The organism is Bizionia saleffrena, from assembly GCF_008086175.1.
GTDB lineage: Bacteria > Bacteroidota > Bacteroidia > Flavobacteriales > Flavobacteriaceae > Bizionia > Bizionia saleffrena.
Window position 1 is genome coordinate 120,301 of sequence record NZ_VSKM01000003.1, and the last position, 24,877, is coordinate 145,177.

Here is a 24,877-nt window from a genome sequence, read left to right on the forward strand (position 1 = left end):
TTTAACAATGAGTAATCGTACCATTTAACCTTACATTAACAAAAAAAACATTGTAGGTTTATCTACTTAATTTCTAGAAGGTTTGTGTGGATTTGAAGGACTTGTTTTCGTGTTCTATCGAGATCTAGATTCTCGATAACGTAATTTGATCGTTTTATTTTCTCTGAATCGGACCATTGGTTTTTCATAATGGCTTTTATTCTGTCTACAGTTGTCGAGTCTCGCTGTAACACGCGTTCTATTTTCACTGTTTCGGGTGCGTGTACAGTTATAATATGATCATAATTTTTATAACTTCCGTTTTCGAAAATAATAGCAGCTTCCTTAATAACATAAGGCGCTTCTTGCCGCGATTTCCAATTTTCAAAATGATTTTTAACTTCTGGATGCACTATGGCATTCATCTGCTCTAATAATTCTTTATTATTAAAAATTGATTCTGCTAAAAAGGGTCTGTTCAGTGTATTATTTATATAAGCTTTCTCCCCAAACAGTTTTATTAGCTTAAGCTTAATAACTTTAGAATATACCATTAATTTCTTGGCTTCGTCGTCTGCAATATAAATAGGCACGCCTAGCTCGGCGAACATTTTTGCAACCGTCGTTTTGCCACTACCAATACCGCCTGTTAACACTACTGTTTTCATTCTGTTATAATAAATTCGACTTTTTCGTGATGTAACCTTATAGATTTTGCTTTTTCACTCCTTTTAGTAAGTATGGGCGTTAAAAAGGTACTGGTTTCTTTTAAATCCTTATAATTACAAATTATCTGAAAATCTGTTTTTTTAATAGCATTAAAATTCTCCAGACTTGTGTAATAACTTACATAAATGCTTTTTGGAAAAAATTTTAATGTGAGGTCTTTAGGAACATTAATTACCTCAACAGGAATTTCTTTTGTGCCTTCGGTAAACTTTTTAACATCTAATGCTAATAACACTTCCTTTTGCGATACACTCATTTTAGTATTTAAAGAATCGAGATTTAACTTCAAAATTTGGTGCACAGGCTTATTAATATTGGTCAATTCAATATTATGTGTTTTAATAAATTCCAACTCCCTTAATAAGGATTCCGGTCCAATAACTTTTATAGAATCAGGAGTTGTTGACTCTTCTTCCATAACATCATAACCAGGAGCATAAGCAATGGTCATTTGAGGTCGAACGGGTACATATTTTACCGCGTTTTCATCAAAATAAAAGGTTAGTGTTTCAGGATTTATACTTTCGATTTCAATTTCTTTACTGAATTGTTCGATTAGATTTGAAAACCCTTTTGTTCGCATCCAAACGTAAGTGGAATCAGCTTTATTCACATCGGTATTAAAATCGATAGATAAATAAGGCTGTTTCAAATAATATTTTAACCATTTAAATCCTTGCGCTTTTAAAGTTACTTTAAGTTGATGCGAAGAATCGTTTAAAATAATAACCTCATCGGGAATATTTTTTGGTAATACCGTAAAAGCGATGGTATCGGTATATGTTTTAGAGAGTTTTGTTAATACTAATATGGCGAATGCCAAAATGAAAAACAAGAAGAAAATATTAATTTTTCTCGTTTTAATTACTGTTAGTATTTTTGACTTTAATGTTGTCATTATTTAATTTTAAAAAATAATTTTGGAAAAGCCTCTTCTGGCTTTTTGTTAAAAAGCGTTAAGGTCAATGTTGATTTTATAAAACCGTAACCGTAACCAAAAAACTGGATTGTTGTTGCTATTAATGATTGAAACCCTATAATTATACTTTTATTCTGAATAGTTGCTGAAACTAAAACTAAAATATAATACAAAAAAACACAATATAAAGGCCATAATATACCAAAAACCGTAAGTAGTAGCGATAATATACAAGAAAAACTAAAGAGAAAAGGAAACCAATAGGTTATTTTTTTTGTTTCTGGATGCCAATAATTTAAAATTGGTCTTACCATACCAAACTTATTGACTTGTGTGTAAAATTTAGACCACGAAATTCTGCGTTTATGAAAAACATAAGCTTCTGGTATTAAATTAGTTTTAAACCCTTTAGTCCACAACCTTATCGTTAAATCGGGATCTTCACCTGGATGTATTCTGCCAAAACCTTGTGTTTCGTGAAAGGCTTTTTTAGACAAGCCCATATTAAAACTTCTAGGCTGAAAGGTATCCACACTTTTTTTATGTCCGCGTATTCCTCCCGTAGTTAAAAACGAAGTCATACTAAAATTAATCGCTTTTTGCAGATTAGAAAAAGATGCATGAGCGGCATCTGGACCGCCAAAACAGTCTACATAATTGTGCTGTAAACTATTATTAACTGCATTTAGATATTGCGATGGTAAAATACAATCGCTATCTAAAATAATAAAATAATGTCCATTAGCACGTTCCATTCCATAATTTCTAGAAGCGCCTGGGCCTGAGTTTTCTTTAAAAAAATAAGAAATATCTAATTTAGACGTATAGCTATCCACCACTTGTTTTGAAGATTTAGTAGACCCATCTTCCACAATAATAATTTCAAAAGTACAAGCAGTTTTCAGTTCTAAAAAACTATCTAATAATTCTTGAATTTCATTTGGTCGGTTGAAAACTGGTATGATAAAAGAGTACATAAGTTGCATAGCACAAATGTACTTAAAATACGGTTTAAGATTGGGGTAATAAAAAAGATACTTTTCTAACCTTTTCAAATGAAATTACGGTATAAAAAAGTCCCGCTACAGATGCAGCGGGACTTTAAAATTTAAAGAATTAAGTTTTTACTTTTATTCTTACTCTTTAATAATTTTAATAGTTTTAGTCGCATTTTCAATAGTCACTTTAACAAAATAAGCGCCCGATTGTAAGTTAGACATATCTACTTCACTATTAATAGCATTAGGCGCAACACGTAAAACTTCTTGTCCTAACATGTTTAACACTGCTATATTCTGGATGTTCTTAATACCTTTTAGAGATAATGTATTCTCTACTGGGTTTGGATAGTAAGAGAAGTTGTTTTCTGTATTGAAACTTGATGTTGATAATGTAGAATCAGTAATTTCAAACTCACCAACGTGGAAATCATAATCTTCCGAATCATTTACAGTTCCATCACTTGCCCATAAAGCAAATTGAACATTACCACTAACCGCTGCTAAATCTGCAAGAAACTCTGTTCCATTAACAGACGGCTGATTACCCACATTCCAAGTGGTAAGGTTTGTCCATGTTGCTCCATTATCAATTGTCATTAATAATTGAACTTCGTCATCACTACCCATTGTATCTCCTACAGTTGTTGGCGTACTAGAAGAACTATAATTGGTGACAGCAACATTAACTTTTAACATTTGGTCTGTACTTGTTGATAAATCATAGACAGGAGAAATTAACCATTCTCTATCTGTATTAAAATACAAGTTAATAGCATTTGAGTTGATGGTATTTCCATCAAAATCTTCATAAGCTCTACCGTCTCTCCAATCTGAAGACGCGCCTGTTGGTCCATCTGCAACTTCACCAGAACCTGCTTCTGTCCAACATGCTGTTGCTGGATTATTTGTAAAGTCTGTTGTAGAAGGATATGTGTTTATAGCCTCACAAGGCGTTGTAAAGGCAAAAGGCCCAGTCCACATAGAAACACCGTTAGCAGTACCACAATCTGCTTGTACATAAAATTCATAATCATTTTCAGCAACTAAGCCAGAAACGGAAAAAGGATTTGTTGTTACACCAGGATAAGTAGCTATCATTGTTTGCGTACCACCAGCGGTTACATCAACTAACTCAATGTTCCAAATCGTTTCAGTACCTCCCGTCCATTCTAAATCTGCAGATGTAGTTGTTACATTACTTACTGCTAAAGTCGTTGGATCTGCACATAAAACTTCAGTAATATCTAAAGTGTATGTAGTACTTTGAGGTGTTGCATATGTAGAAATTACTACATAATAAGTTGTACCTGAAGCTACTGAGACATCAAAATCATAATCTGAGGTACTACTTCCATTTCCAAATCCTGCCGTACAAGCAATTCCTATATCTGCACAATCTGTATACACAAATGCTCCAGAATATGTAGAGCCTAAAGCAGATAATGCAACATTAATTGTTCCATCTACAGTAGCTGTATAGGAATACACGACATCGTCACCATTTAAATAACTAGAAGTCGTACCACAACCCGATGTACCTGGAGAACCAGAATAATTATCGCCATAGTTTGCTGTATCATCAGTTGTAGTATAAGGCAATGCTGGTACGTCTATAGCTACTTCACAAGTAGACCCACTAGATAATGTTGTAAAAGGAATTGAAATAAAATCACTAAAAGTTCCTCCAGTACAATCTGCTCTTACGTAAAACACATAATCTGTTGATGCTGTAAGACCAGTATCCGAATAAGTAGTTGCAGCTATCGCTGTACCTGTTGTAGGTGCAGGATCTGTTGCTAACAATAAGGCATATTCCCAATTAGTTTCTGCTCCACCAGCTACCCAGTTAAAATCTGCTGATGTTAATCCTAAATTACTTACCGCTAAACCACTTGGATTTGCACATAAAATTTCGGTAATATCTAAAGTATAGGTAGTACTTTGTGGTGTTGCCCATGTAGAAATAACCACATAGTATGTTGTCCCTGCTGTTACAGCGACGTCAAAATTATAATCTGCAGAACTACTTCCATTACCAAATCCTACCGCACAAGCAGAACCTATATCTGCACAATCTGTATACACGAATGCTCCAGAATATGTAGAGCCTAAAGCAGATAATGCAACATTAATTGTTCCATCTGCAGTAGCTGTATAGGAATACACAACATCGTCACCATTTAAATAAGTAGAAGTTGTACCACAACCCGATGCACCTGGAGAACCAGAATAATTATCGCCATAGTTTGCTGTATCATCAGTTGTAGTATAAGGTAAAGCCGTTACTTCAATAGCTGATTCACATATTTCACCATAAGCCAGTGTTGAGAATGGTAACGCGGAAAAATTAGTACTATCTCCTCCACAAATTGATTTTACGTAAAACACATAATCCGTGTTTGGTGTCAATCCTGATGCAGAAAACGTTGTAACTGTGCTTGCTGTACCCGTTGTTGGTGCTGGATCTGAAGCTAATAATAGAGAATATTCCCAATCCGTTTCTGTTCCCCCCGAGGACCAAGAAAGATCAGCAGTATCAAGAGTGATATTTGAAGCACTCACATTTACCGGTGCAAAGCATAAAGGTAATTCTGAAATTGAAAAATCATCTAAACCAATATCATTATAAAAATTAGATCCCACTAGGGTATCTACAACGAATCTTACTTTTATATTTCCTGTTATAGTTAACGTAGATAAATCTACACCTACTAATTCCCAATCATCAACATCTCCATTGTCGTCCATATACACTTCATTCCATAAAGCACCATCCCAAACTTCAACAGTTATTTTATTAGAAGCTGTTCCACTTGACATAAAATGATAAACATAAAACTGAAGATAAGGTGTTGTTAACCCTGAAGCATCAATCTCTCCAGATTCTAAAGTAGCATCTGTAGTTGTCGTGGTCGTCGAACCATCAACAAAAGCAAAATAACCAGAACCAGATGTATGATCAGAATAAGAATTACCATTAGTTGGTACTGTGGCGAAACTCCAATTTTGTGTTGTAGAACTTGTGCTACTCCAACAGTTAGGAATTGATCCTGCATTTTCAAAATTTTGGATATAAGGTGTTAAAGCCGTATCGCAAAGTGTTGCAAAATCGAAAGGCCCTACCCAAGAACTTTCATCTCCTGCGCCACAATAAGCTTGTACATAGAACTGATACGAAGTTCCAGAGTTTAATCCTGTTAAATTATATGGGTTGTCTGGTGTTTGAGAAAAAATTGTGCCCGATCCTTGAACAAATCCAGCCTCACCATATTCTACATTCCAAGCTGTTTCAGTATTCCCTACTGTCCAACCTAAATCTACATTAGTTGTTGTAATATTAGACGCTGTTAATGCCGTTGGCACAGGACAAGCCTGTTGTATACCACCAAATATAATATTATTATTTAAGCTAACAAGAGCTCCAGCGGGTGGAGTCGTAGGGTCTGGATTAACACTATCACTACTATAACTTATAGCGCGGTCTCCAGTAACGTCTGTTTTTCTCCAGTTCATAGTACAATCATAACTGTCTTGATTTTCGTCTACCCCAACAACTAGGTTATCTGTACCGTTATAAGCAAAAGGTGTATCTAGAGTTAATAAAAACCAGTTATCTTCAGCTGGAAATGTTACAGTTCCAGTGAAAACTTGACTTAAATTTGCTAAAGTTTCCCAATCGGTAGTCGAACTAAATTCAGTTTTAGTCGTGTGACCAATAAAAACAGTCCAAGCATTGCTATCGTTAAAATCAGCTGTGGAAGTTGAAGCATCCAAATAGAAAGACAATGAAGTAATACTTCCTGATGCGTCAATATCGGAGGCTAAATAAATTTGCTGACTATAGCTGTATCCATAACATGAAGATATTGGATGTGTGTTCGCTGTGGTGGTGCCCGTCCCCACTTGCACTTGCCCTATTGATTGCCAACAGGCAAGCAATATAAAAGCTAGCATTAAAGTAATTTTTTTCATAATTAGTTATTATTTTAGTTAATTGATATCTAAAAATACTAAAAAAAAGTTAAAAAAAAGAATTATACCCGAATATAACCAAAAACCACTATCAAAGCCAACAAAAGCGTTGTAAACACAAAAAACCCGTTACAAGTGTAACGGGTTTTTAAGGCTATAAGGATTAAGGAGAGTTACTCTTTAATAATCTTTATTGTCTTAGTAGTATTCTCTATAATTACTTTAACAAAATAAGCACCTGCTTGTAAAGTAGACATATCTACCTCACTTTGCATAGCATTGGGCGCTACAGTAATAACCTCTTGTCCTAACATATTGAATACAGAAACAGTAGCAATTTCCTTCTGTCCTTTTAACGTTAACTTATCGTTCACAGGATTTGGGTAATAACTAAATAAGTTATCACTAACAAATTGAGACGTTGATAATGTTTTATCTATAATAATATTATCTACCATTAATTGATTTTGGTTCGATTCTGAGTACGCTTGAAAACCAAAATAATACACGCCAGCAGCAGAAGCTGTAAACGTAACAACAGCATTTTGAGGTGAATTATTAATAACAGCGGGGTAATCTGCCAAAACACTTGTCATTGCAGCAGCCGTATTATCTGTACCATACGCTACTTTCAATTTTTCCAAGAAATTTGCAGAGCCATAATCGTACGAAATAAAGTACTCCTCGCCAGCATCTAAAGTAATACCTTGAGTAAAGTACCACGTATTAGCAGCATTCGAACCGTTATAAGAATAACGCAAATGACTTGCAGTAAAACCACTAAAAGCGTTACTAGAAACAGACCATGCATTCCCTGTTCCTTCATTAATTATAGTACCGCAAACCGTCCCCTGAAAATCTTGAGCAAAAGGAACGTTTGAAGGAGTAACATCACAAGATGTTGTAAAGTTGTATGGACCAACCCATGCACTTAAGTCGCCAGAAACACATACTGCCTGAACATAAAAGTCATACGATGTACTAGCCGTTAATCCGGTTATTGCATACGGATTTGTAGTTGCTCCCGAGATCAATGTACCGTCTGTTCCTTGAGTAAACCCAACGATACCATATTCAATATTCCATTCAGTTTCCGTAGATCCATTGGTCCAAGTAAAATCAGTACTTACATCAGATACATTTGCTATTCCTAATCCTGTTGGATCTGCACATAAAACCTCAGTAATATCTAAAGTATAAGCGACACTTTGTGGTGATGGCCACGTCGATATTAAAATATAATATGTTGTCCCCGTAGTTACAGATAAATCAAAATCATAATCTGTTGTAGACGTATTAGTTGCACCGCCTACGCAAGCCGTTCCTATATCTGCACAGTCAGTATAAACAAATACTCCTGAGTACCCTACATTTAACCCTGACATAGCGATGTTAATTACACCATCAGCTATCGCCGTGTAAGCATAAACGACATCATCACCATCTAAATAAGTACCTGTTGTACCGCAAGATGTCCCTGGACTTCCTGAATAATTATCGCCATAATTTACAGTATCATCTGAGGTGTTATAAGGTAATAATGTTACATCAATAGCTGCCTCACACGTTTCCCCATATGAAACAGTTGAGAAAGGAATTGAGATAAACGGACTACTATCTCCACTAGCACAATTTGCTCTAACATAAAAAACATAATCAGTCGCTGTTGTTAACCCTGATGCTAAATAAACGTTCGCAGCTATTGTTGTTCCTGTAGTAGGTGCTGGCTCAGTTGCTACTAATAATGCATACTCCCATTGCGTTTCAGTATCTCCGGCTATCCAGTTAAAATCTGCCGTTGATACTCCTATGTTACTTACTATTAAATTTTGAGGATCTGGACAACTTGGTACCTCTTTAATAGCCACCTCGTCTAAATATATTCTTGCATCACCATTGGCATAATTACTAGTACCAACAAACTTAACTCTTGTATCTGCACTAATACTAGTTGAAATATTATACATTTTTAATGTCCAGTCAGTTTGACCAATAAGTCCTGTTTCTAAAGAGGTGTAGCTTGCACCTGCATCTGTAGAAATTAAAATTTCAAAATTTCCGCCTGTAGGATTCTTGTACCAAAAACTTAATTGTGCTGTAGGTAATCCTGATAAATCGTATGTTGGCGAAATTAATTCCGACGTATTTCCATTCGGATTTAAATAAGAATCAAACCTCATGCCTCTCCCTGCATAACCTTCGAAATAGCTATTCCAGTCGTAGGAAGCATTGGTTGTTGTACCTTGAATCTCCCAACAATTTGGTTGTCCTGAAGTTATAGTTTCAAAAGACTCTAACATAGGAAAAGTTGAGACTGATTCACATAAAGTTGAAAAACTATAAGGTCCTACCCAAGAACTTTCATCACCTGTTCCGCAATATGCTTGAACATAAAACTCGTAAGATGTTCCTGACGTTAAGCCTGAAATGTTATAAGGTTTAACAGAAGTTTGAGATACTAAATCACCAGTTCCTTGCGTGAAACCTATTGTTCCATATTCTACATTCCAAGCTGCCTCAGAACTTCCTGGTGTCCAATCTAAATCGGCACTTGTCGTTGTAAAATTAAGCGCAGTTAATGCCGTCGGATCTGGACATGTTGGCGCTGCGTTTAGAGTAATAACAATGTTTGAGAAATCTGCATCAGAATTATTAAACGATTGACTTAAAAGGATATCTATAGTACCATCTACCGATGGGTCGTAAATACCTGCTAAATCCGCAGAAAAAGTTAAAGACGTTGGTCCGCCCATACCTCCACCAGTAGTTGGTGGATTAACAACTACTGAACCTGCAGTAGTTATAAATTGTAATCCTGCCTCATTTGACCACGGATTTCCTGTCCCTCCGACCCAGTCAGCAGACATTGTAAAAGACGAATAAAATCCTGTCGTTACACTCTGCGAATTACCGGAATCATTAATATTTAAAGTTGTTCCCGAATTTCCTGCATTAGTAGGTCCCACGATTGTTGGAAATGTAAATTGTGCTGAAGCGCTCAAGGCACTAAACAACACAAAACACATTAAAAAAGTAATTTTTCTCATATTCAATTAGTTTAGTTAATATTTTCTTAAAGAACGAAGTTAACTAAAATTAACAAATAAGCAATTAACTTTCATTAGAATAGACTAAAAGAATAAAACGCCGACATAATGCATATTACAATTTTAAATAAATGTATAGTCATTAAAAGATACTAAGACTCTTTTACATAAAAAGCCGCAAACTACTACTAGTTTGAGGCTCTTTATGTATAAAATCATATTTTTATTTGTCTTGTCCTTTTTCAAAAGCTTCCATTACTGCATCACTCACGCCCATATTACTAAATCCTCCGTCGTGAAATAAATTTTGAAGGGTTACTTTACGTGTCAAGTCACTAAATAAACTTACCGTATAGTTTGCACAATCTAAGGCAGATGCGTTTCCTAAAGGAGACATTTTTTCGGCATAGTTAATAAAACCGTCAAATCCTTTTACACCTTGACCGGCAGTTGTAGCGGTTGGAGATTGAGAAATTGTATTAACACGTACTTTATGATCACGTCCAAAAAAGTAACCAAAACTACGCGCTACACTTTCTAAGTAGGCTTTATTATCTGCCATATCATTATAATCTGGAAATACACGTTGCGCTGCCATATAAGTTAAGGCCACGATACTTCCCCACTCGTTCATTGCTTCATTTTTGTACAAGGTCTGCATCACTTTATGAAATGACATTGCAGACACATCGGTTCCTTTCTGTGTCCAATCGTATTTTTGATCTGTATACGCTTTTCCTTTTCTAACATTTACAGACATCCCGATAGAATGCAATACAAAGTCAATTTTACCACCTAAAATCTCCATAGATTTCTCTATTAAGTTTTGTAAATCTTCTTCCGACGTCGCATCGGCTGGTATAATCTGAGATCCTGTTTTAGCTGCTAATTGATCTATATTACCCATTCGCATACCTATTGGCGCATTAGATAACACAAAAATACCACCTTCTTCATGAACACGTTCGGCCGTTTTCCAAGCAATAGAGTTTTCATCGAGTGCGCCAAAAATAATTCCCCTTTTTCCTTTTAGTAAGTTGTAAGACATTCTATATTTTCTTTATATTATTTAAACTCTTATTTTATACGCTACTTAATTAAGTAGTTGTTTCGCGTGTGCCAATGCCGAAGTCGACACTTCGATTCCGCCTAACATTTGTGCTATTTCAATCACTCTATCGTCTGGATTCAATTTTACCAAATTAGTAGTAGTCACTTCATTTACGTCCTCTTTAAAGACTTTAAAATGCGTCTCACCTTTGGCAGCGATCTGTGGTAAATGCGTAATACTAAACACTTGCATAGTTGTACTCATTTGTGCCATAATATCGGCCATTTTGTTAGAAATCTCTCCAGAAACTCCGGTATCAATTTCATCGAACATAATAGTTGGCAGCTTTACGTATTGCGTTAAAATTGATTTAATCGCTAACATAATACGCGACAATTCTCCACCCGACGCCGCTTTTTTCAAGATATTAAATTGCCCCCCTTTATTCGCAGAAAACAAGAATGACAATTCCTCTCTTCCGTTACTAAAGTATGTTTCACCAAATTTTAATGCAATATTAAACTGGGCGTTTGGCATTCCTAAACTCACTAAAATAGTTTCGAGTTCTTTTTTAAGTTTTGGTATAACAGACAATCGTTTTTTGTGTACTTGCTGCGCCGCTTTATCTAACGTGGCTTGTACAACTGAAATCTCTTCTTCTTTTTTAACGATATTGGCTTCTACATTCTCTGTGTCGGAGACTTTTAAATCTAGAGCTTCTCTAAGGATTATTAATTCTGCAACATCTTTTACAAAATGTTTCTTAAATAGATTATTCAACACCATTAATTTAGCGTTGACTTCTTCTAATCGGTTTGGATTAGCGTCCAATTGCTCTTGAAACTCTTCAACTTCGCCAAAAATATCGTCTAAGTCAATTAAGCTACTTGTAACACGATCTGAAACGGGTTTGTATTTTGAAGCTAGACCAGATAATTTAACAAACGTATTTTTCAACTCCGTCAAACTGGTCAAAATACCAATATTTTCTTCATTAAATAAGGCCTGAGCTATGGTTAGTCTTTCTTGTATTTGCTCGACATTGTTAAGGCTTTCAAATTCTTCTTCTAACGCTTCTAATTCCCCTTCCTTTAATTTAGCTTCCAGTAATTCTTTCAGTAAATAGGAATTATAGTCGTGTTCTTTTAAGGCTTCCGCTTGAAATTCTTTGAGTTTTAAAAGCTCCTTTTTTAATTTTTTATAGGCCGAAAGTCTTTCGCTATACAGGTGTAAATCTTTTGTGTTTTCAGCTAAAGCATCAATTACTTGAAACTGAAAAGCATCGTCTACCAACTGAAGGGTTTCGTTTTGCGAGTGAATATCGATTAACTGACTTCCTAATAGTTGTAAAACGTTTAAATTTACTGGTGAATCATTTATGAATGCACGCGATTTACCGGATGGTAAAATTTCGCGTCTTATAATTGTTAGCGGTTCAAAATCTATATCATTTTTTGTAAAAAGACCTTCTAAATTGTAGTTTACAATATTAAACTGCGCTTCGATAACACACTTTTTGGTGGTGTCGCGAAGACTAGATAAATCGGCTCTTTTTCCTAAAATTAAAGATAAACCACCTAAAAGAATAGATTTTCCTGCACCTGTTTCTCCTGTTATAATAGTAAACCCATCGGTAAAATCCACTTGCAGATGATCTATTAAAGCGTAATTTTTTATAGTAAGTGCGGATAACATATTTTATTTCAAGTTTAACCTATTAATATGTGTTGTAAAATACAGAAGTTCGAAGACTATTTTAGTATTTTATAGTTCTCCATTTATCGGAGTGTGTTGGAGCGACGCGGTTTAAAACATCGACTAAATTGCTAACGTCTACAGTTGGTCCGTCTGAAAAAATCTGACCGATTTCTTCGGCTTTTGCATCGAAAAACACACGAGACAAGTACGAGTTTGGTCTTCGGGTACTCATTTCTTTAAAGTAGTCTATAGCCAGAGCTATTTCTTTTTTCCCTGCTTTAATATCGCTACTCATGACATCCAAACCGCGAATATGATAATTATGCATTACCGTTCTAAAGTCGGCAAAAGTAGGTGATAAAATATTATCTATTAAAGCAAAACGACTTTGTAAACCGTCTTCTAATTTCCAGCCTTTAAACTTTTCTTGCTGTGAAAAATTAACAACACGCTGTGCTTGTTTAAAATACGGATCGCCACCATTCTTTTCGAAAGTTTCGGCATCCATACCTAAAATCATATACACGTGAAAAGCAACCACAGAAACCAAGTTAGATTCGTACTGGTTTGGATTATAAATTAAGTTTTGATACTCTATATAATTAAAAGAAAACTCCTTATCGTTCATATTGTAAACGGGCGTGGTGTAAGAGGAACCGTATACAGGTCTTGATGATTGTACCTGAATCGTTCCCGAAAAACTATCGCCGCTATAGCTCTTAATAGTTATTGCTATATTACAATCTATACGTTCTTGAGGTTCGAATGTTCTTTTTGTCCACTGCGTTTTCGTAACAAATTCTTTTAACTCATTTTCTAAGGTTTTAAAAACTTGCAAATTTTCGTTACCCGTTAATTGTGCGTTTACGGCAACATTGCAGTTTAACTCTTGCGCAAAACCAACAGTAGTAAAACAAAGTAAGAAAAGAAGTATTGAGTTACGCATCTATTTTTTTTATTATTTCATTTATTAAATCAACAGCAACTTCAGATTTTAATTTTAAATCGAATGCCGTCACCGTAGTATCTTTTGCTATAAAAGTGACTTTATTAGTTTCGGTTTTGAAACCTGCGCCTTTATCTTGTAACGAATTTAATACAATTAAATCTAAATTCTTCTTTTTTAATTTTCCTTTTGCATTTTCTAATTCGTTCTGTGTTTCTAAGGCAAAACCGACTAAAAACTGACTTGTTTTTATAGCACCCAAAGAAGCTAAAATATCCTTAGTTTTTATTAAGTCTATAGATAAGGTACTCGTTTTCTTTTTAATTTTCTGCGTGGCTACATCTTTAGGTTTATAATCGGCAACGGCAGCAGATAAAATGGCGATGTCGCAATCTTTAAAATGCGCGTGTACGGCATCATACATCTCTTGAGCACTAATAACAGGTACAATCTCTACAGATTTATGGGCTAATTTTTGCTGGGTAGGTCCTGAAATTAAAGTTACTTTAGCACCTAAATTTGCCGCTGCTCTCGCTATTTCGAAACCCATTTTTCCACTAGAATGATTTCCTATAAAGCGCACAGGGTCGATAGCTTCGTAAGTTGGTCCAGCCGTAATTAAAACGTGTTTATTTTTTAGTGGCAGTTGATTTAAAATATCTTGCTCGATAAACGTCACGATATCTTCAGGTTCGGCCAATCGTCCTTCGCCCACCAATCCGCTGGCTAATTCTCCAGTAGCGGCAGGGATTATTGTGTTACCAAAAGTTTTTAATTTTTTAAACGTCTCTAAAGTCGTGGGATGTTTGTACATATCTAAATCCATCGCTGGAGCAAAATAAACCGGACATTTTGCAGATAAATAGGTTGCCAATAACAAATTATCGCAAAGGCCATTAGCCATTTTAGATAAAGTATTTGCGGTTGCTGGTGCGATTAATACAAGATCTGCCCACAGCCCTAATTCGACGTGATTATTCCATTCTGCGTTATCATCGTCTTCATTGTAAAAGGATGAATAGACTGGATTTTTAGATAAGGTAGATAACGTAAGAGGTGTAACGAAGTCTTTAGAAGCAGGCGTCATTACGACTTGCACATTAGCGCCTGCTTTTATAAATTCTCTTACGAGTGAAGCTGTTTTATAAGCGGCTATACCAGCACTTATGCCTAACAGTATATTTTTGCCACTTAATATAGACATAGAATTTAGTCTTTGTTGTCTTCCTCTGTGTTTCTGTAATAAATTTTATCTTCTAACCATTCCTGTACTGCCAAAGCGTGTGGTTTTGGTAATTTTTCGTAAAATTTAGACACCTCAATTTGTTCTTTGTTTTCGAAAACCTCTTCTAAACTATCATTGTAAGTTGCAAATTCCTCTAACTTCTCGATTAATTCTTTTTTAATTTCAGAGTTAATTTGGTCTGCTCTTCTAGAAATAATAGAAATCGCTTCGTAGATATTTTCCGTAGGCGCTTCAATTATATTTCTGTCATAAGTAGTTGTACTTAAAGGCGCATCAATCTTTTTTAAATCCATAGTTATATTAACTTTTAGTACTGTAGTTTTCTAATTCTTCTTCAATATCATTTAATTTATCGGTAGCTTTCTCTAGATACTGTGAGTTAGCATATCCTTGTTTAAATGACATATAATATTTTTTCGCGGTTTCTAAACGGTCTTTCTTTTTGTACTCCACACTCTTCATAGCCAATTGGTACGCAGAATCAAATCTGTAGTACAAGGCATCCTCTCTTAATTGCGCGCCTGGAAAGTCGATAATAAAAGTATCGAATGATGCCATTGATGCTTTAAAATCTGAAATATGATTGTATTGTTTAGCAATTTCGAAAGCTTTTTTCTCTAATTTAAAAACCAATTCTTTTACCAATTGATTCGCTTCAGAAAGATCCTCTGATTCAGGAAAAATATTTACAAACTCTTGCAACTTCTCAATTGCTGTTATTGTTTCCGATTGGTCTTTAGAATATGCTGGCGATAATTTATAGTAACTTTTTGCACTTTTAAAAGTCGCTTCTTCTATTTTCTCACTCGTGGGATACGCCGAAACAAAACGCTCAAAATGATAACTAGACACGTAATAATCTTCCATTTCGTAAGAAGCATTAGCGTTTAGATACATTAATTTTTCTGCTTGTGGTTTCCCTCTATAACTAGGTATTATTTGCTCAAACAATTTGTTAGCTTTAGAGTATTTACCGGCATTGTAAAGTTCTTCTCCTTTTTTAAATTTTACGGCGATATCTTCAGACTTTAAAGCCTTTTGATACTCACTACAAGAGCTTAAAACTAGAAATGTTATTAATATGTAAAAAAGGTTCTTCATAATTTTTTAACAAGATGCAAAAATACACTAATTATATTGATTTTAAAAATATTTCTCTAAGCGAAAATAATTGTTAAATTCAGATTAATAGGTGGTTTAGGTTATATTTAACTAATTGTTCTGCTTTAAAAAAGCATTAATTTTTTCTTTAGATGTTTTACTCGCGTCTACCAAAGGTAATCTTACGGTAGCTTCACATAATTGCAATCCTTCTAAAACCGCTTTAATTCCGGCCGGATTATTTTCTTCAAAAATAAGATCAATAGCATCAATTATTTGATAATGTATAGCGTAAGCTTCTTCGGATTTACCTTCTAATCCTAATTGAATCATTTTAGAAAACTGCTTTGGCAATCCCTGAGCAATTACCGAAATCACCCCTGCTCCACCGGCCAATGTTATGGCTAAAGCCAAATCATCATCACCAGAGATAACATTAAAATGTGCTGGTTTATTGTGTATTAGTTTGTAATACTGACTCATATTAGCACCTGCTTCCTTTACGCCTACAATATTTAGGAAATCGTTAGCCAAGCGCAAAATCGTTTCTGGAGTCATATTTACACCTGTACGCCCTGGGACATTGTACAAAATAAGGGGTACCGGACTCGCTTGTGCAATTGCTTTAAAATGTTGGTAAATCCCTTCTTGAGTGGGCTTACTGTAGGCCGGTGATACTGAAAGAACCCCAGCAAATGGTGACAAATCGGTGGTTTTAATTTCTTCAATTACAGAAGCAGTATTGTTACCTCCAATTCCTAAAACTAAAGGCACTTTATTGGCGTTCGTTTCAACAATCGTTATTATAATTGCTTTTTTTTCTGTAGTCGTCAAAGTTCCGTTTTCGCCAGTTGTACCACTAATTACAATATAATTAACACCGTTATTTATAGTGTAATTTACAATATTAGTCAGCGCACTGTGATCTATGCTTCCATCGTGTTTAAAAGGTGTTACTATCGCTATTCCTGTTCCTAAAAAAGGGTTATTCATTATTTATAGTCGTTTTAAAATCTTTAAGTATTTAATCAATTCGGTGTTAAATGTGGTAAACGCCGGTAACTCTGTATGTATTATTAAATCGTTAAGGCGCTGATCTTCTTTTAAAAGCCCTACTTTAAATGCTGCTTTAGAGCTTGCGGTTAGTAACCTTAAAAGCGTATGGTTTGTTGTGTAATAACTTATTAAAAGGCTAAACTTGGTATCTATAAATGTTTTTAATTCTTCATTTTTTATAGTGCCGTTCCAACCTATATCACTCGCGTTATAAATTACTGCTTCAGCAGTTTCGTTTTTTTTACTGGCCTCCGAAAATAAGATAATATCTATCTTTGGCTTGGCCATAGGAAAAAGTGAACTTAATTCAGTATTCCAATCTAAATTGAAGCACTCTTCGCTATTTACAATAATTCCTACACGTTGTACTGGAGTCTTAGGCTTTAAAATTTCACGCCTTCTTAACTCAGAATTAATATGCTTTTTATGTATTTTCTCTCTAAATCTTTTTAAAAACATTTATATTTACTCCTTTATTACAAAAGTAGCTAAAGCATACTAATTGTAAGATAAAATATAACACATTTACACGATGAAATTCAAAATACTACTTATAGTACTTATTCTTCTTTGTTTTACAAGTTGTAAAGATGAAAAATTTACGCTTTCTAAAATTGAAGGTAAACTAATACCTGTTACAGATAGCTTAGAAATTGATCCCGCTTTCGATTCGATTATTAAACCGTACAGAGACCGATTAAACGAGGATATGAATACGGTTTTGTCGTATGCTCCAGAAACGTACTCGAAATCTAACGGTGCTTTTAATACCGCTATAGGAAATTTAATGGCCGATATTATTTTTGAACAATCTAAAGGCGTTTTTAAATCCCGGACCAATTTTGAGTTGGACGGTGTTATCTTAAATCACGGTGGAATTCGCTCGATTATTTCTAAAGGCGATATTACGACCAAAACGGCTTTCGAAATTATGCCTTTTGAAAATAGCATTGTCGTCGTTGCATTAAAAGGACGACAAATTGATAGTATGATGCAGTATTTAGCCCGTTTTAAGCGTGCACACCCCATTCAGGGTTTTAAATTAAGTATTGACCAAGAGTATAATATTGTAGCGTCTTCCGTTAACGGAAAAGCTATTGATACCGCAAAAACGTACTATGTAGCAACGAACGATTATCTAGTAACCGGTGGTGATAATATGCGCTTTTTTGCTGATAATGAAGGTGAATATCCTTTAGACTATAAAATTAGAAATGCATTAATTGATTATTTCAAAAAAGTAGATACCATTAACCCCATCATTGATGATAGATTCATCCAAATTTAATAACAACACCCTATGAAACGTAGACATTTTATACAACAATCTGTAGCCGCAACAACGTTAGTTACTTTAGGTGGTTTTGGGTTGCAATCCTTTAATGCAGCGCCACGAGTAAAGCAAATTACAATATTGCATACCAACGATGTGCACAGTCATATTGACGCCTTTGGTCCTGAGGACGGGCGTAATGCCAATCAAGGTGGTGTGGCGAGACGTGCCAGTTTGATTGAAAGTATTCGTAAAGAAACCCCAAACACATTACTACTAGACGCCGGAGATATTTTTCAAGGCACTCCCTATTTTAATTATTATGGAGGTGAATTAGAATTTAGATTAATGTCTAAATTAAAATACGATGCCGCGACTATAGGAAATCACGATTTTGATAATGGTGTCGACGGTCTTTATGCACAATTACCGCACGCGAAGTTTGATTTTATTTCGGCCAACTACGATTTTAAAAACACGGTTTTAGATACCCATGTTAAACCATATAAAGTATTTAAAAAAGACGGATTAAAAATTGGAATCTTTGGTTTAGGCATCGCTCTAGATGGTTTAGTCGATAGAAAAATGTCTAAAGAAACCGAATATCTTGATCCTATAGAAATGTCTCAGGAAATGACACGCCGCTTAAAAACTGAAGAGCAATGCGATTTAATTATCTGTTTATCGCACTTAGGATATCACTACAAGAACCTACCAGACAGGATTAGCGATTTAAATCTAGCAAAAGCGACCAAAGATATAGACTTAATAATAGGGGGCCACACACACACTTTCTTACCAAAACCAACAGTGGCTCAAAATAAAGAAGGTAAAAATGTATTAGTCAATCAGGTAGGTTGTTACGGCATCAATTTAGGGCGCATAGACTTTTACTTCGATAATGATAAAAATAAAACGGCAAACGGTACATCGATTATTGTATAAAGAATAACAGATCTTATTCTTCTACATTTTAAAACCTCTAAAATAATACGCGGTAATAGGTGTTCACTTTTGAAGTGATGTAAAAATGCACTAGCGAGAAACCTGCAGTAAGTAATATAGCATTAGTAAGTCCTAATATATAAACCTCAGAAATATAGAAACTCGCTAAGTGAACCATTTCTGAAAACACAATACAAGCCGTAGCCAAAAACAATAATAAATCGTCTTTAGAATCGCGGCATAAATAATTTAACAAAGACAAGGACAACACCATTGTAATAGAAAGATTATAGAAACTTTCTAAGAAAAAGTCAATCGACCAAACGTGTATCCCAGATTCATCTAAAACTATACTATTTAACACATAAACGATATAGGAACTCAATACCAATAAAACAGTTACAAAAGTCTTAAATCGATTAAAAAGCACTAGAAAGCTTATTTTTTTTATAAAAAATAGGGCTAAACTGAAATAAGCTAGAATGCACATCCCATTACCCACATAGTACGACGGAAAACTATCTACAGCATCAAAAATGATTAAAATCTCAGACATCGAAAAGAGCACTAAAAATCCTAGAAAGAAATAGTCCGTCTTTTTAGACTGTAAAAAATAATGGACCGCAAACAATGGGAAAATTAACGCCCTGGAAAATATTGGGATTTCTTTTAATTTAAAAACCACACTCAAAACATAAGCGACAGCTAGTATAGCTAATATTACCGATATGATTTGAGATTTTGATATATTCATCACGCTGATTTATCACCAAATATAAATAAAAATACATTCATAACCGACGAAACGATTAATTTTATCGATTAATTACCATTATTTAATTAGCATTGAATCAAAAAATAATTAGTACTTCTTCTTATAAGTAGTCTTTTAATAATGTATAAAAGGATCAAAAACACAAAATTTGTTCTAATTAAAGTCATCTTAAATTACTAATAGTCATAAATCCTATCACCACATAAGAATGTATAAATAGTTACTACTTAATTAATCATCTCTAAAAACTCAAATTCTGAAATAATTGAGACTCCTAATTTTTCTGCTTTCTCCTTTTTACTCGGTCCCATTTTATCACCGGCAATCACATAGTCCGTTTTTGAGGAAATGGACGATACGTTTTTACCACCATTATCTTCAATCCGTTTTTTAAGTTCGGTTCGCGAGACTTCTACAAACACCCCAGAAACGACAAAAGCTTTACCTTCTAATTTGTTTGTTTGATTAGCTAATTTTTCAGCTGAAATTTCCAACTGAACACCAAATAATCGTAATCTTTCGATAGTGATAATTTTTTCTTCCGAAGCAAAAAAAGCTACCACACTTTCGGCTATTTTAACCCCTATTTCATCTACTTTCTCCAAATCTTCTAGTGATGCTAAAGCGATAGCATCGATACTTTTGTAGTGTTTCGCTAATTTTTTAGCCACAGTTTCACCTACAAAACGTATACCGATAGCAAATAAAACACGCTCAAAAGGAATGGTTTTCGATGCTAAAATCCCCTGAATTAAATTATCAGCGCTTTTTTCTGCCATACGCTCTAAAGGCAGCACATCTTCTTTTTGTAATGTATATAAATCTGAGTAATTGGTAATTAACCCTTCCTTAACTAACAAGGCGACAGTTTCCCCGCCAAGGCCTTCAATATCCATTGCTTTTCTAGAGATAAAATGTTGAATTCTACCTACCACTTGTGGTGTACAACCGTTATAATTAGGGCAATAATGTTTTGCTTCACCTTCAATTCGCACCAACGGCGTTTCGCAAACCGGACAGTTTAAAATATACTGCGTCAGTTTTGCGTTTACGGGTCGCTGACTTAAATCGACAGCGATAATTTTAGGAATGATCTCACCTCCTTTTTCTACAAAAACCGCATCTCCTACCCTAATATCTAACTTTTCAATTTGGTCGGCATTATGCAACGATGCTCTTTTAACCGTCGTTCCTGCCAATTCTATGGGTTCTAAATTGGCGACTGGAGTGATTGCTCCCGTTCGCCCTACTTGATACGTAATGTCGTTTAATCGCGTAGAGACTTGTTCGGCTTTAAACTTAAAAGCCATTGCCCAACGGGGCGATTTCGACGTATACCCCAACTCGTCTTGTTGGTATAAATTATTCACTTTTACAACGACCCCATCAGTTTCGTAGGGCAAATTATGTCGTGCCGTGTCCCAGTAATTTATAAATTCAAAAACACCATCTATAGAAGCTACTAACTTGGAAGCTTCGGGTACTTTAAACCCCATTGCTCTCGCTTTTTCTAAGCTTTCAAATTGCGTTGCTATACCCAAATTCTCTCCTGTAATATTATATAATAGACAGTCTAATGGGCGTTTTGCAACCTCACCGCTATCTTGTAATTTTAAACTTCCAGACGCTGTGTTTCTTGGATTTCTATACGGTTCTTCGTCGTTTGCAATGCGTTCTTCATTCATTTTCATGAAGCCTTCAAACGGCAAAACAATTTCGCCACGAATATCGAATTTTGGCGGGTAATCACCTTTTAACAGTAACGGTACCGATTTAATAGTTTTTATATTCGTTGTTACGTCATCACCCTGAAAACCATCGCCGCGCGTAACAGCACGAACTATCGCTCCATTTTCGTACGTTATACTTATTGAGGCGCCGTCGTATTTTAATTCGCAGGTGTATTCAATATCACCATCAATCATTTTTTTAATTCGGGTTTCCCAATCTTGCAAATCTTCTAGAGAATACGAATTATCTAAAGAGTACATTCTGTGATTATGTACAACCGTATTGAAGTTTTTAGTGACTTGCCCCCCTACGCGATGCGTTGGCGAATTGGCGTCGTCAAACTCAGGATGTTTTTCTTCTAAATCCTGGAGTTCTTTCAGTTTTACATCAAAATCATAATCACTAATAGTCGCATTATCTAAAACGTAGTAATTATAATTATGTTCGCGTAACTCCGTGCGTAATTGTTGTATATACTCGTGTGTATTCATTTTAACTTTTTACTCCTTTTATCATTCTATCTTTACCAAACATATCCTTTCTCAGTTCAATATCTGTAAAGTCATTCTCTTTTAGTAAGGCGATCATTTCTTGCCCCAAAGACTCGTTAATCTCAAAAAACAACAGACCGTTTTCTTTTAAATGTAATTTAGAAAAGTCTATAATTGCTGTATAAAACTGTAAAGCGTTATCGTTTTCAACAAATAGCGCCAAATGCGGTTCGTTATCTAAAACATTGGGTTTCATTTCTTGTTTTTCTAATTCGCGAACATACGGCGGGTTAGAAACAATAATATCTAAACCTTCGGAAAACACCTCTGGCTGGGGCTCTAAAACACTAGCTTCTATAAAATTTATTTTTACGTTGTTGCGCTTCGCATTTTGTTTTGCGACTTGCAAAGCCGCTTTAGAAACATCGATGGCAGAAACCTGTGCTTTCGGTAATAATTTAGCCAACGAAATTGCTATACAGCCAGAACCTGTACCAATATCGACTAGTTTTGGGTGCTCGGTTTTAGTAGCAAAAGCCTTAACAGAATCGTAAACCCAAGTGACTAATTCTTCCGTTTCCGGACGTGGTATTAGTGTGTTGGCAGTGACTTTAAATGGAAAACCATAAAATTCTGTTTCCTTTAAAATATATTGAATTGGGTATTGCGATTTTAACTGACTTAAGGCTTCCATAATTTTGGGGTGCTCATTCGTTGTAATTGCCAATTCGGGCTGCAACGCTAACTCTAAACGCGAGATACCGAAATAGCTTTCTATTAAAATAAAGAATAAACTACGGACTTCGTTTTCACCATAAATAGCATCCAATTCGTTATGGAATATTTTTTTTAAATCTTTTAATAACACTGTTTAAATTTTTATTAAAGGTCTTTTAGAAGCCAAATATCGCAAGAATAATGACCAGTATCGCCGTAAGGGGCCTTTAAATGTTTAAAATTATAGATTTCATAAATATGAATAGCCGCTTCTAATGATGACACTGTTTCAATATAAATCTGTTTAAAGTGATTATCGACTGCCGCTTTTAAGCATTGCTCAAAAAGAAGTTTACCGTAACCTTTGCCTCTTATTTCTGGTGCAAAATACATTTTTTGAATTTCGCAAACCTCAGTTTCATAATTAGGCAACGCTTTAATACCGCCTCCACCTAAAACAACACCATTTTGCTCGATAACATAATACACACTACGCGCATTTTGGTACGACTCAAACATCATAGTAGTTTCCTTATCGGCGTAAGCAGTTCCTTCCAACGGCAACTTATACTCTATAAAACAGTCTCTTATCACCGCTTCCATTTCGGCATTATCTTTAACTTCTATTTCTCTAATAACAATAGTATCTTTGCTCACGTTAAAACATTATTTTTACGAACGTGAAGATACAAGAATTTGCAAAAAATAGATATGAAGAAACTTATAATCTTATCAACAATACTAATTTCAATGCTAAGTTGCGGCATTAATAAAAAGCCGGAATTTTTAAAAGTTGAAAATATAAATGTGGTAGATTCTAATTCGGAATTCATTATTTTAAGTGCCGATGCTTTTTTCAATAACCCGAATACTGTGAGTGGCTATTTAAAGACCGATAGTCTTAAAGTACTTGTTAACAACCTTGAAGTAGCTAATATATCGTCTAAAAAATTCAAAGTACCCGCAAAACAAGAGTTCTCCATTCCGTTACAAGCTAATATTCCTACCAAACGTATTTTAAACTTAAATAATTTAAGCAGTTTGCTAGATAGTTATCTTAACAAAACGGTTAAGGTACAGTATTTAGGTACTATTTCATATCAAGTTTATGGTTTTTCGCACACCTATTCGGTTAACGAAATTCAAGATGTAAAAATTAAACTCTAATCTATTGAATACACACGAAAGGCACATAAAACGGTGTTTACAAATCGCTAAAAATGGTTTAGGCTATACGCGTCCTAATCCAATGGTGGGCGCTGTAATTACGTACAACGACACCATAATTGGAGAAGGTTTCACGAGCCCTTACGGCGGCAATCACGCCGAGGTTAATGCTATCGATTCTGTACAAGATAAATCGCTTTTAAAGCACGCCACTTTATATGTTACCTTAGAGCCATGCTCCCATTACGGAAAAACGCCACCGTGCAGCGATCTTATTATACATTATAATATCCCCAATATTGTAATTGGTTGCTTGGACGACAATCCCCAAGTGGCCGGAAGAGGTATTCAAAAATTATTGGAAGCAGGAAGACAGGTTAAAATTGGTGTATTAGAAGACGCGTGTAAAACGCACCATAAGCGTTTTTTTACGTTTCATAACAAAAAACGACCATACGTTATTTTAAAATGGGCAGAAACTAGCGACGGTTTTATAGCACCGAAACACAGAGACGAGAAAAAACCAGTATGGATTACCACTGCACTATCTCGCCAGTTAGTACACAAGTGGAGAGCCGAAGAACAAGCTATTTTAGTGGGTACACAAACCGTTTTACAAGATAACCCGAGTTTAACGGTGCGTGATTGGACGGGACAGAACCCTACAAGAATTGTTCTTGACAAAAATACTATCTTAGGCCACTCACATACTATTTTTAACGCTGATGCAGAAACACTGCGTCTTAAAGAAACGCGTGCAAAAACAATTTGTGATGCACTGTATAAGCACAATATAACATCGGTTATTATTGAGGGGGGCGCGAAAACGCTTCAGTTATTTATAAACGAAAATATATGGGATGAAGCACGAGTATTTACTGGAAACATTACATTTAACTACGGTGTAAAAGCACCACAATTTCAAGGTAAAACAGCATCCATAGAACACTTAGGAATCGATAAATTAACGACGTATCATCCGTTACAATAAAAGATAAAACCACAATACACTCTGTTCATTTCAACAGAAAAA

At 35.0% G+C, this 24,877-nt stretch carries 21 protein-coding genes; 4 read left to right on the forward strand and 17 right to left on the reverse strand.

What is annotated here, in order from left to right:
• Positions 1-62 precede the first annotated feature (62 nt).
• The 13 genes from coaE to ES676_RS03535 all read right to left on the reverse strand — a co-directional run bounded on the left by coaE (position 63) and on the right by ES676_RS03535 (position 17,204).
• Positions 63-647 (reverse strand): dephospho-CoA kinase, encoded by a 585-nt coding sequence (gene coaE, locus ES676_RS03475; protein ID WP_148368654.1) that lies wholly within the window; start codon positions 645-647, stop codon positions 63-65.
• Positions 644-1,606 carry a CdaR family protein gene (locus ES676_RS03480; protein ID WP_148368655.1) on the reverse strand — a complete coding sequence of 321 codons (963 nt, stop codon included), beginning with the start codon at positions 1,604-1,606 and terminating at the stop codon, positions 644-646. Before ES676_RS03480 ends, coaE begins: the two co-directional genes overlap by 4 nt.
• Positions 1,606-2,613 (reverse strand): glycosyltransferase, encoded by a 1,008-nt coding sequence (locus ES676_RS03485; RefSeq protein WP_148368656.1) that lies wholly within the window; start codon positions 2,611-2,613, stop codon positions 1,606-1,608. The genes ES676_RS03480 and ES676_RS03485 overlap by 1 nt, the downstream gene beginning before the upstream one ends.
• A 150-nt stretch (positions 2,614-2,763) precedes the next feature.
• The gene (locus ES676_RS03490) at positions 2,764-6,600 is read right to left on the reverse strand and encodes a fibronectin type III domain-containing protein (protein WP_148368657.1); all 3,837 of its coding nucleotides are present in this window, start codon (positions 6,598-6,600) and stop codon (positions 2,764-2,766) included.
• A gap of 173 nt (positions 6,601-6,773) precedes the next feature.
• Positions 6,774-9,647, reverse strand: a complete 2,874-nt coding sequence (locus tag ES676_RS03495) for a fibronectin type III domain-containing protein (protein ID WP_148368658.1) — start codon at positions 9,645-9,647, stop codon at positions 6,774-6,776.
• A gap of 223 nt (positions 9,648-9,870) precedes the next feature.
• Positions 9,871-10,695 (reverse strand): enoyl-ACP reductase FabI, encoded by an 825-nt coding sequence (locus tag ES676_RS03500; protein WP_148368659.1) that lies wholly within the window; start codon positions 10,693-10,695, stop codon positions 9,871-9,873.
• 45 nt (positions 10,696-10,740) lie between these two features.
• Positions 10,741-12,393: a DNA repair protein RecN gene (recN, locus tag ES676_RS03505; RefSeq protein WP_148368660.1), complete on the reverse strand. Its 1,653-nt coding sequence runs from the start codon at positions 12,391-12,393 to the stop codon at positions 10,741-10,743.
• 61 nt (positions 12,394-12,454) lie between these two features.
• Positions 12,455-13,342, reverse strand: a complete 888-nt coding sequence (gene porD / locus ES676_RS03510; protein ID WP_148368661.1) for a type IX secretion system protein PorD — start codon at positions 13,340-13,342, stop codon at positions 12,455-12,457.
• Positions 13,335-14,546 carry a bifunctional phosphopantothenoylcysteine decarboxylase/phosphopantothenate--cysteine ligase CoaBC gene (gene coaBC, locus ES676_RS03515; protein WP_148368662.1) on the reverse strand — a complete coding sequence of 404 codons (1,212 nt, stop codon included), beginning with the start codon at positions 14,544-14,546 and terminating at the stop codon, positions 13,335-13,337. The genes porD and coaBC overlap by 8 nt, the downstream gene beginning before the upstream one ends.
• 5 nt (positions 14,547-14,551) lie before the next feature.
• Positions 14,552-14,881 (reverse strand): DNA-directed RNA polymerase subunit omega, encoded by a 330-nt coding sequence (locus ES676_RS03520; RefSeq protein WP_148368663.1) that lies wholly within the window; start codon positions 14,879-14,881, stop codon positions 14,552-14,554.
• A 7-nt stretch (positions 14,882-14,888) separates the two neighbouring features.
• Complete coding sequence (locus ES676_RS03525; RefSeq protein ID WP_148368664.1) at positions 14,889-15,689, reverse strand: outer membrane protein assembly factor BamD; 801 nt, start codon at positions 15,687-15,689, stop codon at positions 14,889-14,891.
• A 111-nt stretch (positions 15,690-15,800) separates the two neighbouring features.
• On the reverse strand, positions 15,801-16,682 hold the full coding sequence (dapA, locus tag ES676_RS03530; protein ID WP_148368665.1) for a 4-hydroxy-tetrahydrodipicolinate synthase: 882 nt from the start codon (positions 16,680-16,682) through the stop codon (positions 15,801-15,803).
• 3 nt (positions 16,683-16,685) lie between these two features.
• Positions 16,686-17,204 (reverse strand): DUF6913 domain-containing protein, encoded by a 519-nt coding sequence (locus ES676_RS03535; protein WP_148368666.1) that lies wholly within the window; start codon positions 17,202-17,204, stop codon positions 16,686-16,688.
• A gap of 73 nt (positions 17,205-17,277) precedes the next feature.
• On the opposite strand from ES676_RS03535, the gene ES676_RS03540 reads away from it, so the two are divergent.
• Positions 17,278-18,033 (forward strand): 5'-nucleotidase C-terminal domain-containing protein, encoded by a 756-nt coding sequence (locus tag ES676_RS03540; RefSeq protein WP_148368667.1) that lies wholly within the window; start codon positions 17,278-17,280, stop codon positions 18,031-18,033.
• Positions 18,034-18,045: 12 nt separating this feature from the next.
• Positions 18,046-18,963, forward strand: a complete 918-nt coding sequence (locus ES676_RS03545) for a bifunctional metallophosphatase/5'-nucleotidase (protein ID WP_148368668.1) — start codon at positions 18,046-18,048, stop codon at positions 18,961-18,963.
• A 37-nt stretch (positions 18,964-19,000) separates the two neighbouring features.
• On the opposite strand, the gene ES676_RS03550 is transcribed toward ES676_RS03545, so the two are convergent.
• The 4 genes from ES676_RS03550 to ES676_RS03565 all read right to left on the reverse strand — a co-directional run bounded on the left by ES676_RS03550 (position 19,001) and on the right by ES676_RS03565 (position 23,334).
• The gene (locus ES676_RS03550) at positions 19,001-19,717 is read right to left on the reverse strand and encodes a hypothetical protein (protein WP_148368669.1); all 717 of its coding nucleotides are present in this window, start codon (positions 19,715-19,717) and stop codon (positions 19,001-19,003) included.
• Between the two features lie 248 nt (positions 19,718-19,965).
• Positions 19,966-21,960 (reverse strand): NAD-dependent DNA ligase LigA, encoded by a 1,995-nt coding sequence (gene ligA, locus ES676_RS03555; RefSeq protein WP_148368670.1) that lies wholly within the window; start codon positions 21,958-21,960, stop codon positions 19,966-19,968.
• A gap of 1 nt (position 21,961) precedes the next feature.
• Complete coding sequence (gene prmC / locus ES676_RS03560; RefSeq protein ID WP_148368671.1) at positions 21,962-22,828, reverse strand: peptide chain release factor N(5)-glutamine methyltransferase; 867 nt, start codon at positions 22,826-22,828, stop codon at positions 21,962-21,964.
• Positions 22,829-22,842: 14 nt separating this feature from the next.
• Positions 22,843-23,334 carry a GNAT family N-acetyltransferase gene (locus ES676_RS03565; RefSeq protein ID WP_148368672.1) on the reverse strand — a complete coding sequence of 164 codons (492 nt, stop codon included), beginning with the start codon at positions 23,332-23,334 and terminating at the stop codon, positions 22,843-22,845.
• 54 nt (positions 23,335-23,388) lie between these two features.
• Between ES676_RS03565 and ES676_RS03570 the strand changes: the two genes are divergently transcribed.
• A complete protein-coding gene (locus ES676_RS03570; RefSeq protein ID WP_148368673.1) occupies positions 23,389-23,844 on the forward strand; it encodes a hypothetical protein in 456 nt (151 codons plus the stop codon).
• A gap of 4 nt (positions 23,845-23,848) precedes the next feature.
• Entirely contained in the window at positions 23,849-24,835 is a 987-nt protein-coding gene (ribD, locus tag ES676_RS03575; protein WP_148368674.1) for a bifunctional diaminohydroxyphosphoribosylaminopyrimidine deaminase/5-amino-6-(5-phosphoribosylamino)uracil reductase RibD, read from the forward strand.
• The last annotated feature ends 42 nt before the right edge of the window (positions 24,836-24,877 follow it).